The organism is Pseudoduganella sp. jia 12 (genome assembly GCF_055502675.1).
In genome coordinates, this window is the sequence record NZ_JBUXKP010000003.1 from 677,540 (window position 1) to 690,651 (window position 13,112).

Sequence of the window (13,112 nt, forward strand, 5' to 3'; positions counted from 1 at the left end):
GCGCAAAATTGCCAGCTCCACAATCGCTGAGGAAAGGTTCCGATGGACGACGATCGACCGGAAGCCGTAGCGCCGGCGCTGGCATCACCGCGCAGGCGCGGCTTCATCGCGCGCGGCGCCGCGGCTTCGCTGGCCGCCGCCGGCAGCGTGGCCGCATTGCCTGGCGCAGTAAAGGCTGCTGCAACGGCGAACGTGCCACCGAATCTGCCACCGAATGTGCCGCAATGGATGCGCGAGCCTGGCGCCGGCTTCCTGAACCCCGCGTACGGGCTGCCGTCGCCCTTTGAAAAGCACGTGCTGCGCAAGCTGCCCGATACGCCGCCGCCCTTCCCCACCGCCACCCGCACGCCGTTGCAAAACCTGTTCGGCACCACCACGCCGAATGGCCTGTTCTTCGAACGTCACCATGCCGGCGTGCCCGCGATCGCCCCCGCGCAGCACAGGCTGATGGTGCACGGCCTCGTCGAGCGCCCGCTGCTGCTGGACATGAAGACGCTGATGCGCTTTCCCGCCGTGTCGCGCACCCATTTCATCGAGTGCTCGGGCAACAGCATGGCCGAAGCGAAGGCGCCCGGCAAAGGCACCGTGCAGGACATCCACGGCCTGCTCAGCGCAGCGGAATGGACCGGCGTGCGCCTGGCCGACGTGCTGGCCGAAGCGGGCCTGCTGCCTTCCGCCAGCTGGATACTGGCGGAAGGTGCCGACGCCGCGGCGATGACGCGCAGCGTGCCGCTGGCCAAGGCGCTCGACGATGCGCTGCTGGTCTACGGCCAGAACGGCGAGATGCTGCGCCCCGAGCAGGGCTACCCGTTGCGCCTGCTGCTGCCGGGCTTCGAAGGCAACATGAGCATCAAGTGGCTGCGCCGCCTGAAGGTGGGCGATGCGCCCTTCCACACGCGCGAGGAAACCGCCAAGTACACCGACCTGATGCCGGACGGTACGGCGCGCCAGTTCACCTTTGCGATGGGCGTGAAATCGGTGATCACCGCGCCATCGGCGCGCCAGGTACTCGACGGCCACGGCTTCCGCGAAATCACGGGCCTGGCCTGGAGCGGCCATGGGCGCATCGCCCGCGTGGAAGTATCGGTCGATGGCGGACGCCATTGGCAGGCCGCCGTGCTCGAAGGGCCCGTGCAGCCCAAGGCGTTGACGCGCTTTCGCTTCCCGTGGGCGTGGTCGGGCCAGGAAGCGATCCTGCAAAGCCGCGCGGTGGACGACGCGGGGAACGTGCAGCCCACCCGCGCCGCACTGATCGCCGCGGACGGCCAGAACTCGGCCTATCACTACAACGCCATCCAGAGCTGGCAGGTGGCATCCAATGGCGAGGTCACCAATGTGCACGTTTGAGGTGTTGAAATCGCTGGCCTTGCTGGGCCTGGGTGCCGCTGCGCTGGCCGCATGTACGCCGACAGCGCCGGCGCAACGCCTGGGGCTTGGAACGACGCCCACCGCGGAACAGGTGCGCGGCTGGGACATCGACGTGCGCGCCGACGGCACCGGCCTGCCGGCCGGCTCGGGAACCGTGGCCCGGGGCCGGGCGATCTACGAGGCGCGCTGCCTGGCGTGCCACGGCGCGAACGGCGAAAAGGGATTGGCGCCGCGGCTGGCCGGCGGACAGGGCACGCTGGCGACGAAAGCGCCGGTGCTGACCGTGGGCAGCTACTGGCCGTATGCGCCCACGCTGTTCGACTACATCCGGCGCGCCATGCCGCAGGACAGCCCGCAATCGCTGACCGCCGACGAGGTGTACGCAGTCACCGCCTACACGCTGCACCTGAACGGGATCGTGGGCGCCGATGCGGTGCTCGATGCCGCGTCGCTGGCCGCCATCAACATGCCGAACCGGAACGGGTTCCGGGCCGTCGTGAAATAAGCGCGGCCTAGCCGAATATCAGCGACTGGTGCGCGTGCACGCCGGCCAGCACACCGGCCGCCGATGCCAGCGTGGCGCTGTGCATCGGCGTTGCCGCGTCGCCGGCCGCGAATACGCCGCTCACCGTGGTCTGCTTGCGTTCGTCGACGCGCAGGTATGGTCCGAACGGGCCGTCGTCGAATGCGCAGCCCAGTTGGGCAGCAAGCGGGCTGACTGGCTTTGTTTGTGGCGAGACAAACAGCGCGCCCAGTGCGATCACCCGGCCGTCGGCCAGGCACACACCGTCCAGGGCGGGCGCGTTGCCCAGCAGCGCAACGACCGGCGTGCGCTCGATCGCCACGCCTCGTGCCGCCAGCAGTGCGGCCTCATCCCCTTCCGGCTCCGGGCCGCCCTGCGTGAACAGGATCGCCGGCCCCCAGTCCGGAATCATCGCCGCCTTGTGCGAGGCCATCGCATCGCCCCCCAGGATGCCCAGCGTTTGTCCGGCCACTTCGTAGCCGTGGCAGTACGGGCAGTGGATGACGGTGTGGCCCCAGCGTTCCTTCAACCCCGGCAATGACGGCAACTCGTCGCGCACGCCGGTCGCCAGCACGAGGCGCCTCGCGCTTTCCTGGCGCGTGCCGGCTTCGCCGTCGCCCCCGATTTCGATGAGGAAGCCGCCGTTGGACTGGATCGCCGCCGTGGCCGCGCCGTCCGCGAACGTCACAGTGGGATAGCGTTTCAACTGCTCCCGCGCCTCCGCGCGGATCTGCCGCGGCGGCTTGCCGTCATGGCCCAGGAAGCCGTGCGCGGTGGCGGCAAAGCGGTTGCGCGGCTGGTTCGCATCCACCAGCAGCACGCTGCGGCGCGCCCGCGCCAGTTGCAGTGCGGCGGACAGGCCGGCAAAGCCGCCGCCAACGATGATCGCATCGAACATGATCGCTCCTTATGTACTTTATGGAGTTACATGATAACGCAAAATCGATATCATGCAACTGCATTAGTTACGTATGCCGGCATTTGCTATGATCCGGGCATGAGACACGACAGCCGCCTTTCCCGCATGCTCCACGTGCTGATCCACATGGACAGCCTGGACGCCCCCGCCACGTCGGAAACCATCGCCGCGATGCTGAACACGAATCCCGTCGTGGTGCGCCGCACGATGGCCGGCCTGCGCGAACAGGGTTACGTCCAGTCGGGCAAGGGGCACGGCGGCGGCTGGGCGCTGGCGCGGCCGCTGGGCGAGATCACACTGCTCGATATCCACCATGCGCTGGGCGATCCGCCCGTGTTTGCGCTGGGGACCACGGATGAACATGCCGATTGCCTCGTCGAGCGGGCTGTCAACGCGGAGCTTGGCGATGCCATGCGGGAGGCGGAGCGGATGCTGCTGGAGCGGTTCGGCCGGGTGACCCTGGCGGATCTGGCGAAGACAGTGAAGGCGCAGGCCCGGAAGGTGGGACGCGCAGGACGCTAGTACGGCTTCAGAAAATACATTGCGCCGCCAAGCTCCCCTGCTGATTTTCGATGCCTTATTGATAATACAATAGCGGCTGTCGAGATCATCTTGGAAGGGATGTATGAAATCCGTATTCGCTATCGCCGTTGCCGCTTGTACGCTGCTCGGCTGCAGCCCCAAAGCCGACGAAGAAACTGCCGGGGAAGCCCCTGCTTCCACGCCGGCGCCCGCCTTGCAGCGGCTGGTCGGCACGCTGTCGATCACCGAGGATTATGCGATCAACGGAAAGTCGGGCACACCCTTCCTGACCCGCAAGATGGTCTTGCTGGGGAAGATCGACCAACCCGTCCAGGTGGATGAAAGCGGCGATGACCTCGACTTCACGACCGAAGGTGGTTCGCCCATGCAGATGAGCGGAACGATCTCGGAAACGGGCCAGCTGGCGCTGGACGATCCGGACAGTAATGCCATCGTCAAGACGCGTGGCGACAGCTCATGGACCGGGAAGCTTGGCGAGTACGAGATCCGGATTGCCAAGTCCAAGCTGGGCGTTGGCGATGAGATTCACTTGCGCTTCAATACGCCGATGGAAGGCAACATGGTCGTGAAATCCACCCATACCACGGGCGCCGTGACCGAGATGGGCACGGAAGGGAACCTGATGGGGCTCAGTTTGCTGGAGCCGAATCCGTCGGACCGGAAGCCCATGTTCAAGCGGGATTACGACCTGTTCCCGAAGCTGGGGCAGGAACCGGCGGAAGCGTTCGACAAGCAGTTTTATGACGGGATCCAGAAGTTCCCTGCGATGTTCCACCTGGGTGTGGCGACCAGTCCCGGGCGAAATGCCTGGACTTATGCGGGAACCAAGGTGTACAGCAAGCCGGGAAGCGAGACGCAGTGGACAGAGAAGGTTGAATTGAGTTTCAAGCTCGTGCCTCGATAAGGCCCTTTTCCCGTGGGATGGAATTGCCCTCTTCCCTTACATCTGCCGGAACAGATGAACGAAACTCCGGCTCACCGGCAGCGACTCGGCCCGATGCTTCAGGTGGATCGTGGCGGTCTCGCTGCCGCGCGTGATGTGGCTGACGGCGCGCAGGTTGACGGCCACGGCGCGGTGCACCTGCACGAAAAGATCGGCGTCGAGCTGGGCCAGCAAGTCCTTCAGCGGCGTGCGCACGAGCGCCTCGGCGGGCTTGCCTTCGTCGCGCCACGCCACCGCCGTGTACTTGGTGTCCGAGCGCAGGTAGTCGATCTGGTCGGCCGGGATCAGGCGCAGGGTCTGGCCCGCCTGGGCGTAGATCCAGTTCAATGGCCGTGGCGGCGCATCGCGCCGTAGTTGCGCAGCGAGTTGCTGCAGTATCGCTTCGGTTTGCGCGGCGGGTTGCGCGGCCGCCCGGCGTTCCCGCAGGCGCGCCACCGTGTCGGCCAGGCGCGCCATCTCCACCGGCTTCACCAGGTAATCCAGTGCGCCATGCGCGAATGCCTGCACCGCGTACTGGTCATACGCCGTCACGAAGACGAGATGGGCGCGCCGGCCGATCCGGCTGGCCGCCTCCACGCCCGAGATCCCCGGCATGTGCACATCGAGGAAGCAGATGTCCGGCGCCAGCGCTTCGAACTGCTCGATGGCCTCGCGGCCGTTGCGGGCCTGCGCCACCACGCGCAGCTCGGGCCACGCCTGGGCCAGCTGCCGCGCCAGCGCATCGCGCAGCAGCGGTTCATCGTCGGCAATCAATGCGGTCGGGTGGTTCATGACTGGCTCCCGATTGCGGGGAATTCCACTTCGGCGCACACGCCGTGGGGCTGGCGCGCCGCCAGGCGCAGTTGGGCATCGCCGGCAAACGTCAGTGCGAGGCGTTCGCGCAGGGTGGCCAGCCCGGTACCGGCCAGGCCCGATCCGCTGAAGCCGACGCCGGTATCGGTAACGCGGGCCAGGCAGCGCGTGCCATGCCGCTCGATGGCGATATCGATGGTGCCGCCCTCCTCGCCCGGATCGATGCCATGGCGCACGGCGTTCTCGACGAGGGTGAGCAGGGTCATCGCCGGACAGCGCACGGTGCCGAGCGATGCGTCGACATGCAGCGAATAGCGCAGGCGGTCCGGCATGCGCATGTGCATCAGCGCCAGGTAAGCCTCCACTAGGCGGACCTCCTGCTCCAGGGTATCGCCGCCATCGCGCAGTTGCGGCACGGCCGCACGCAGATAGGCGGTCAGGCTGCGCAGCACCACCGGCGCCTGCGGCGAGCCGACATCGACCAGCGCCTGCACATTGGCCAGCGTGTTGAACAGAAAGTGCGGCGCGACCTGTGCCTGCATCAGCTTCAGGCGCGCATCGAGGGCCTGGCGCGCCAGTTCGCTGCGTTCCAGGTCGAAGGCCAGCGCCTGGTGCCGCACCAGCGCATCCTTCTGGCGCACCAGCGCCGCCACCGCCGTCCATGGCCCCAGCAGCAAGCCCGCCAGGGTAAGGAGCATGAAGCCGGAAAGCCGCTCCGGGTCCGCCCAGAATGGTAGAGCACCGGGTTCGGTCGAGGCGAGATAGCATGCGAGCGTTGTGAACGGCATGACCAGCGCCACGCCGCCCACCTGCAGTGCCCAACGCGCCACCCGCTTCGGCAACCGGCGCGGCCAGCGCTCCAGCAAGGAAAACACGAGCACCCCCATCAGCCCGAGCGTGACGGCACGCATCCATAGCCGGGGTAGCGCATCGAACGACAGGCCAAGCGGTCCGCATGCCAGCGTGGCGACCAGGGTCCCGACGACGACGCGCCGCAGCAGCGTGCTGGCGTCGAAAGGCATTACCGGTGCGATGGTCGTCGCCAAGGGTCAGGCCGCGGCCATGCTGCGCTCACGCGCTGCCTGCCGCGGGCGAAAGCCCAGCGCCAGCAGGCAGCAGCCGGTGGCAAGCTGGCTCAGGCCGGCGGGCGCCACCAGCGTGAAGTTGAACGGCTGGCCCGCCACGTGCAGCAGGATCGCCACCAGGTGCAGCGCAACCGCCGCCATACCGAAGGCAGGCAAGGCGCGCGGCAGCAGGCGGGAACGGAACAACAGGGCATACAGGGTCAAGCTGGCGGCTCCGCTCAAAAATAGTGCGAGATAGTGAACCCAATAGCGCGCGCTGCCCGCGAACACCTGGGCGGCATGGAACATGGCCTGCTGTGGCGCGGCGGCACCGGCATGGGCCTGGCTCAAGGATAACATTGCCAGCAGCATGGCCTGCTCGACGACGGTGACCGCCAGCCCCGTTGCCGCCAATGCGAGCAGGGCGAGCGGCACGCGTTCGCCTTGCCGGTGCCACACTCGCCATCCTGCCAGCACGATGCACAGCATCAGGGCTGCTGGCAGCAGAACCAGCATGGCGCCCGCCCGTACGTTGCTGGCATGTTCTGCTGCGCTGACCAGGTAGCCCGGGGCCTCGAACGCTGGGGGCAATATGGCGAAAAAGCCGGTCGTTGCGGCGGCCATGGATAGCAGCATCATCAGGCCGATCAGGCGGCCCAGGTTGGTTTCGGTGATCATTGGCGCTCCTTGCTGGATGGTGGGGCAAGTATGGCGGGCGCGGTGGGTGCGTGCAGCCGGGATGCGACGAGGCACGGTGGGGCGGGATGAAGCGCGGTGGGGCGCGACGGCCCGTGGTACCGGTTGGTCCGGGTCGATGGCTACCGTCGAAATGATGCAATATGTCATCATGCCCCTGTAACATTCGCTGGCTAAGCTTCGACGTTTTCGTTGAAGCGGAGTTCACATGTCGAAGCCCACGGATTTCAAACCACGTCGTCGTCAGCTCATACTCGCGGGCGTATCGATTGCGCCTTTTGGCCTGCTCACCGCGTGCGGCGGCGACGGTGGCGGGAATGATCCTGTCACTGCACCGGATGCCGGCAGTACCCCTCCTGTATCTCCGGTGACCCCTGCCATGATTTCCAGTTTCGGCCTGGCGGTGCTGCCCGACACGCAGTTCTACTCGCGCTATGCGACGGCGGAAACCGGCAACCAGTTCGACAAGCGCTATGGCAGCACGCCGTACGCCGCGCAGACGCAATGGCTCGCGGATCATGCGGCGGCTTTCAAGATCCCGTTCGTCATCCATGTGGGCGATATCGTCGACCAGGTTGGCAAGACCCAGCAGTGGGAGATTGCCGATGCCGCGATGCAGATACTGGAAACGAAAGGCGTGCCCTACTCCGTATTGGCGGGCAATCACGACGTGTTGTCCGATGTGGGCTATGAGCACGATCCCGTCGGCGGTACCGATGCGACCCGCAACCTCGCTAACGAGCCCTACCTGAAATGGTTCGGCAAGGACCGCGCAGCGAAGCAGAAAACCTTCGGTGCGCGGGATGGGAGCGGTTTTCACGAATACCATATCTTTACGGCGGAGGGACAGCGGTTCCTGGTGCTGTCGCTGTCGTGGCGTGTATCCGACGCGGGCATTGCCTGGGCGCGCCAGGTATTGAAGGACCACCCTGCCCTGCCGGCTATCCTGGTCAATCACCAGTTGATTGCCATTGCCAACAACGGTGTGGATGCGCTCGAAGTCGATTATGGCCTGATGTTGTGGGACAGGCTGATCAGGGATAACGACCAGATCTTCATGACGGTGAACGGCCACCACCACGGCTCGGCGCGCATCACCAAGACCAACGATTTCGGCAACGCGGTCGAAGAAATGGTGGTCGATTACCAGATGGCTTACCAGGGCGGCAATGGCCTGCTGCGGTTCTACGAATTCGACCTGACCAACAATGAAATCAGGGCGCTGTCGTTTTCGCCGTGGGTAAAGCGCAAGCCGGTGGCGACATTGAACGAGTTCGACCAGGTGATGCTGACTGATGCAAACAACGAATTCACCATCAAGATGGATTTCGCAAGGCGCTTCGCGCGCTTTGCTCCGGGATTCAAGGCCGCCGCGGCCGGCAACACCGTGCTCGCCGCCGCGGTCAGGGCGCAGATCATGGATGGCTTTACGGGTACCCCACCCGCAGCCGCCCGTCTGCCAGCCAATGCCGACGACTACCCGCACGTGGCCGAAACCGCCGCGCATTGGCGCTTCACGGGAGGCGCCGCCGGCAGTGCGGTTGCCGCGGGAGCCATCATTGCCGACAAATCCGGCAATAACAATGCACTGGTACGCGCCTCACTGAATGCGCCCGCGGATAACCTGGCGCAGCTGGACGACCTGCTGTGGAGTGCCGACAAGCACAGGCTGTCGTCCGCACCGGGTAGCATTCAGTTCCGCAATGCCGGTGGCAAGCGCCTGAGCTACTTCCTGACCGATGCCGCGGCTGCCATCAACGATGCCACGTTCACCACGGGCTACACGATCGAAGCCTTCGTCAAGCTGGACGCAACGTGGACTGCCGCAAAGAATTCGTGGATGAATATCATGTCGCGCAAGGGCCGCCGGGGCGATGTGCCCGGTGCCGGTGGCGGCGATCCGGAAGCGCCGCCGATGGTGTTTGCCATTTCCAATCTGCGCGAGGTGCAGTGGGAGGTAATGCCGCAACAGGCCGCTTCGCTATCGCCCCGCACGAACTGGTCCGGGGAGATTTTGCTCGATACATGGCTGCACATCGCTGTCGTCAATGATCCGGTGACGAAGGAGACGACGATGTATGTCGAGGGGGCGCCGGTGTTGCGCAATACGATCGATAACGTTGGGCTGGCGTCGCTGGGGATGCCGTGGAATGTGGGGGCGGGGTATTGGGATGATGAGGGGGCCGTGGATGGTTTCTTGGGGGCGATTGGGGAGATTCGGGTTGTGGCGAAGCCGTTGGTGACGGCTCAGTGGCTGACGGCCAGGGCGAGTTGAAGACTCATTGCTCCGCCGCACTGTCCCACCGCACGATGCGCGCAACGTCGGCCGGATGCCGTTCGGAGCGTTTCGCCGCTCCGAACGGCTGATTCAGGGGGCCTGCATTGCATGAGCGATCTCTTATTCGTCACGCACGAGTTCCTCGTAGGGAGGCAGGTTCAATATGGTCATAGCTAGTTTGTCGTAAGCCCGCTCCAGGTTGTCGGCAGCGCTCTGGTGCTCTTCGAGCAATGCGTATTCTTCCGCTTCAAGTTCACCTTTTCGCGCGGCTTCCCGCAGCACGCGCAATTCCGCGGCCACGGCCTGGATCGAGACAATCAATGCCTCTACGCTGATTTCGGGCATATCGGCACCTTATTTTCTTTCGCTGGCAGCCTGTTCGCACTGGCGTACCACAGCGGCACGGGCCATGTTGTCGAGGTAGCCCCTCATCGTCAGGATGGTCATTCTCGTCTTGCATTCGATCTGGTAGTGATAGCCCTTGACGCTACTGTTATAGGCACTCCTCTTTTCCTTTTCATCTCTCTTGATCACCAGTTCGTCGCTGTATGGCGTGCCTGCCGGAATCCAGAAATCCTTGTTTGGAAACCAGCCGGCTACATCGTGCAATGATGTTCCCCCGCCAGTCTCGACTTCCGGCTCGCCCTCTTCGCCGACGATGACGGTGACGTCCGCCTTGCTAATGACCATCCGGCGCAATTTGTTGCTGTAGTACTGGGTTTCCTGCCACCGGGGATACAGTACTCCATCGCCAGGATAGGTGCCGACTTCGATGTCCTTGAACTTCTTGTCCATCACTGCCTTGTACAGGTCGCACGCTGTTGTAGCCATCTGAATCCCCTTCAATGTTCATGATGGTGCGATGGGCTCGACAGCCAGCCCACGCCTGGTCGACCATGCCATGGAACCAGCTGATGAAATGTGCCGTCCGGAATGGACCGATCCTCAATTCATTCTAGCGCCGGTGGCGGCGGTCGCAAGCAACGCCACAACTTTCTGGCCTGCCATACGCAGCCATCCAATGCGATGTGTTCTTTCCACAACAAGGGGCCGTCCGTCGGCTGGAGCAAAGCTTTTCCCGGATAGCGCCCAGGGCGTGGTGTATGGAGCCTTCGCCAGAGTCAGCGCTCAGGAAGGCAATTGACGGCAGCGACTGCGATTCATCAGCAAATGTTGCGTTTGCAAAGGCATCAAGGTTGCCGGATGCTTGTTCCTGCAGGCAGATCGAGGGGAAGTGCTGGCTCGAAGCTCATCGGCAGGCGCCGCATCGCACTGGCTGCGAGGTTGATCGGCATCGGTCTGTTCTCGATGCTCCTCTCGTTCCGCAGAGGAAATACGGCCCAAGGTCACATTCAACTGTCTCAACCGTCGATACTTCCAATTCGAAAGTAAAATTTACCAATTGCAATATCATTTGCATTATGCAAGTATATGTATTTTTTAGCAACTAGCAATATAGTGACTGACCGGAAAATATATGAGTGCGCGGACTCTTGCTTGCGATTCGACCCATGGGGCGGTCATTGTACGTGTGGCGCGGAAGCGAGAAACCGCCCGGTCGAGGGTGCCAGCCGTTCGTGGATTGGCCGCGCAATCAGGAGCGTCATTCACGCTCTTGTGGGCCCGAAGCGTTGAGCGTTTCGTCTATCGTCGACCATCCTCACGCCCGGCTGGTCAACACTTGTTCCACACGCACCGGCTGGCGATTTGCAGCGAATTCATAGCCGTTCAGCATAAGCCGGGATAATCGATGCTGGACTGAACACCGGCGGGTAAAAGATCTCCGTTACCTGGTGTTCGTCCGGATTTACTTTGGCCATATGCGAGACGCCGGCGCTGCTCCGGTGATAGAGGCGAGGACGCCAATCGAAGCGCTCCGCGGCTCCGCCGCGTCGCTTGGAGCGGCGGACCGCCGCCGGCAAGCCGGCGCCAGCCGGTGCATTGAACGGAGTGAAGCGCGCGCCCACGGCGCGCGAGGCCGTTGCGCTAGAAAGCAAAAGACCGCCGATGCGGTCTTTTTGCTACGCGTTGTGGGTTCGATCACTGCCACTTGCCACGACGGCCTCGTAGCCTTAACACCAGTGCTGTAAGAACTGCCGACCCGACGAATGAAAGGATAATAATATTAAACGCCTTTTCAATATTCATTCCGGGATCGAACAGAAAAATAGAAAAATAAATAATCAAAATCACTAATAAGGCAACGCCGAGTGAAATAAATGCGCTTTTCATGCGAACGGCTCTACGACAGGGCAATTCAGATAAACGCCGGCCTTATTACCGCCTGCATGCACAACTTCCTCTACAAAGGATGCGCAGTTATGAGCTATAACGCCCCATAACCATGGCTTCTCTATCAGCTCATGCAATTTATCATGGGCGCCTTGTGGGTTAGGCAGGTTGGTAGGCCAGCGGCGAATTTCGCGTTTTCCGTTCTCTTTCAAATAGCGCTTATAGCCATCCTCGTTCATGAACTTCGGAACTTTGTAGAAACCAGCGATATGGACATACCAGCTCCAACTGCCACCGATGTGTAGTAGCGCATGCCCACAGGCATTGATGCCATCGCCTGATACAACGACAGCACAAGTGTGCTGGAAGTCGGACGTTTCGACCGGGCAGACCAGCATTTGAGCACCATTAAAAGGCAGGGCCATATGGTCCCCCGATCAGCAAATTCGATTGGCTGAGCAATCCCAGCCACCGGACGTATTACCTTGTGCTCCCCCACTGATGGACTGGCGTATGTAGTTCCACTTGATTTTTGCGTATGCCAGCTGTACTCGTTCGCTAATGATTCCGCTCTCTCCACTGTCAGGCGTAATGCTTGCAATCAAAAGGTTTTCCAGCTCAATCCGGAAATATGTAATGGGATTGCCGTTGCCATCTGCCCTCATGAACTCAAGAATCGCTTTCGGTAGAGTTTTCCCTGTTGCGCAAGTCTGTAGTAAAACGGGGGAGGCTAAGTCGGCAATTTTTTGAAAGGCGATGGGGTAAAGTTCAGCTCTACCGCTCGTATGGCCCCCACCAGTCGATACCACGTTGGCTCTCGGCTGATGGACCGCGTAAAGGACATTGGACACCTCTATCCAATCCTTGTGCTTCTGGTCAGCAGATTCTCCCTTGATCCCGTCAATTTGCAAGTATGCGTCGTTCGCCATGACATCCTCCGTTGTATGTTCAACAAGATTTTTGTCCGGCTAAACAAGAGGGCGTTTGGTTTTAGCCAGACGAGTCAACGACGAGCATCAATGCTTGTTGACTTATTGAATTGAAGGGCTTGTGGGATATCGAATCGACTGCGCCCAGATGGTGAGTCGTGTCGAGTTAACCCGTTACCATCTTGAGTCAGCATCCGCTCGAGCGGGAAGCGGTTGATTGCGTTCGATTGGATTGTCGGTCGCCCGGTGACACCATAGTTGAGGTCGCAAGCGGAGCGCTCCGCGGCTCCGCCGCGTCGCTTGGAGCGGCGGACCGCCGCCGGCAAGCCGGCGACAGCCGGCGCATTGAACGGAGTGAAGCGCGCGCCCACGGCGCGCGAGGCCGTTGCGGCGAAATTTCCGCGAAGCGGAAATTTCGCCTCGACGACAAATGGGCGATTCGAACAGGGCTGCGCTTGCAAGCGCACGCCCTTCGCATCTCACCCGGAGGGCACGCAGGTGCCCTCCTCGCTTGCGCCAGAAAGCAAAAAGACCGCCGAGGCGGTCTTTTTGCTTGTTTTCTGGCGGAAGCGGTGTCAGCAGTAGTCTCCTCTGAGAATCGCGCGTTTCCACAAGCTTACCCACCTTTCTACCTACCTCTGTATTCGAGACGCTACTAGCGGCTGTTGGATGATTTGATACTAAGACTACTGTCCGCATGTTGATTTGCAGCGAAATCTGACCCACTTTACCCAGTAATTTGCAAGTGAATCTGACCCACGTTTAAGACACAATCCTGCTCAACAAGTTGAGTGGGGAACCGGAGTGATCGACGTGGCACTACTA

General features: G+C 62.4%; 14 protein-coding genes. 5 read left to right on the top strand and 9 right to left on the bottom strand.

The features are described from left to right. Positions 1-42 precede the first annotated feature (42 nt). Both soxC and ACY65G_RS09170 read left to right on the top strand, forming a co-directional pair. Positions 43-1,347, top strand: a complete 1,305-nt coding sequence (gene soxC, locus ACY65G_RS09165) for a sulfite dehydrogenase (RefSeq protein WP_464997037.1) — start codon at positions 43-45, stop codon at positions 1,345-1,347. Beyond that, positions 1,334-1,873 (top strand): c-type cytochrome, encoded by a 540-nt coding sequence (locus ACY65G_RS09170; RefSeq protein WP_464997038.1) that lies wholly within the window; start codon positions 1,334-1,336, stop codon positions 1,871-1,873. The genes soxC and ACY65G_RS09170 overlap by 14 nt, the downstream gene beginning before the upstream one ends. 7 nt (positions 1,874-1,880) lie before the next feature. Here ACY65G_RS09170 and ACY65G_RS09175 read toward each other — a convergent pair whose 3' ends face one another. Next, complete coding sequence (locus ACY65G_RS09175) at positions 1,881-2,792, bottom strand: NAD(P)/FAD-dependent oxidoreductase (protein ID WP_464997073.1); 912 nt, start codon at positions 2,790-2,792, stop codon at positions 1,881-1,883. Between the two features lie 96 nt (positions 2,793-2,888). Between ACY65G_RS09175 and ACY65G_RS09180 the strand changes: the two genes are divergently transcribed. Further along, a complete protein-coding gene (locus ACY65G_RS09180) occupies positions 2,889-3,332 on the top strand; it encodes an Rrf2 family transcriptional regulator (protein ID WP_464997039.1) in 444 nt (147 codons plus the stop codon). Positions 3,333-3,435: 103 nt separating this feature from the next. Next, positions 3,436-4,257, top strand: a complete 822-nt coding sequence (locus ACY65G_RS09185) for a hypothetical protein (RefSeq protein WP_464997040.1) — start codon at positions 3,436-3,438, stop codon at positions 4,255-4,257. A gap of 36 nt (positions 4,258-4,293) precedes the next feature. Here ACY65G_RS09185 and ACY65G_RS09190 read toward each other — a convergent pair whose 3' ends face one another. From ACY65G_RS09190 to ACY65G_RS09200, 3 genes are read right to left on the bottom strand one after another with little or no spacing between them, the layout of a single operon-like run. Continuing rightward, positions 4,294-5,067 carry a LytR/AlgR family response regulator transcription factor gene (locus ACY65G_RS09190; RefSeq protein ID WP_464997041.1) on the bottom strand — a complete coding sequence of 258 codons (774 nt, stop codon included), beginning with the start codon at positions 5,065-5,067 and terminating at the stop codon, positions 4,294-4,296. After that, positions 5,064-6,110, bottom strand: a complete 1,047-nt coding sequence (locus tag ACY65G_RS09195) for a sensor histidine kinase (protein ID WP_464997042.1) — start codon at positions 6,108-6,110, stop codon at positions 5,064-5,066. The genes ACY65G_RS09190 and ACY65G_RS09195 overlap by 4 nt, the downstream gene beginning before the upstream one ends. Before the next feature lie 27 nt (positions 6,111-6,137). Next, positions 6,138-6,830 (bottom strand): DUF4386 domain-containing protein, encoded by a 693-nt coding sequence (locus ACY65G_RS09200; protein WP_464997043.1) that lies wholly within the window; start codon positions 6,828-6,830, stop codon positions 6,138-6,140. A gap of 226 nt (positions 6,831-7,056) precedes the next feature. On the opposite strand from ACY65G_RS09200, the gene ACY65G_RS09205 reads away from it, so the two are divergent. Continuing rightward, entirely contained in the window at positions 7,057-9,123 is a 2,067-nt protein-coding gene (locus tag ACY65G_RS09205) for a LamG-like jellyroll fold domain-containing protein (RefSeq protein ID WP_464997044.1), read from the top strand. A 123-nt stretch (positions 9,124-9,246) separates the two neighbouring features. Here the strand turns inward: ACY65G_RS09205 and ACY65G_RS09210 are convergent, their stop codons facing one another. The 5 genes from ACY65G_RS09210 to ACY65G_RS09230 form a co-directional block, all read right to left on the bottom strand. Continuing rightward, a complete protein-coding gene (locus ACY65G_RS09210) occupies positions 9,247-9,471 on the bottom strand; it encodes a Tsi2 family anti-toxin (protein ID WP_464997045.1) in 225 nt (74 codons plus the stop codon). A 9-nt stretch (positions 9,472-9,480) separates the two neighbouring features. Next, the gene (locus tag ACY65G_RS09215; RefSeq protein WP_464997046.1) at positions 9,481-9,921 is read right to left on the bottom strand and encodes a Tse2 family ADP-ribosyltransferase toxin; all 441 of its coding nucleotides are present in this window, start codon (positions 9,919-9,921) and stop codon (positions 9,481-9,483) included. A 1,245-nt stretch (positions 9,922-11,166) separates the two neighbouring features. Then, the gene (locus ACY65G_RS09220; protein WP_464997047.1) at positions 11,167-11,358 is read right to left on the bottom strand and encodes a hypothetical protein; all 192 of its coding nucleotides are present in this window, start codon (positions 11,356-11,358) and stop codon (positions 11,167-11,169) included. Then, on the bottom strand, positions 11,355-11,783 hold the full coding sequence (locus ACY65G_RS09225; protein ID WP_464997048.1) for a hypothetical protein: 429 nt from the start codon (positions 11,781-11,783) through the stop codon (positions 11,355-11,357). The genes ACY65G_RS09220 and ACY65G_RS09225 overlap by 4 nt, the downstream gene beginning before the upstream one ends. A 12-nt stretch (positions 11,784-11,795) precedes the next feature. Next, positions 11,796-12,287 carry an Hcp family type VI secretion system effector gene (locus ACY65G_RS09230; protein ID WP_464997049.1) on the bottom strand — a complete coding sequence of 164 codons (492 nt, stop codon included), beginning with the start codon at positions 12,285-12,287 and terminating at the stop codon, positions 11,796-11,798. Between the last annotated feature and the right edge of the window lie 825 nt (positions 12,288-13,112).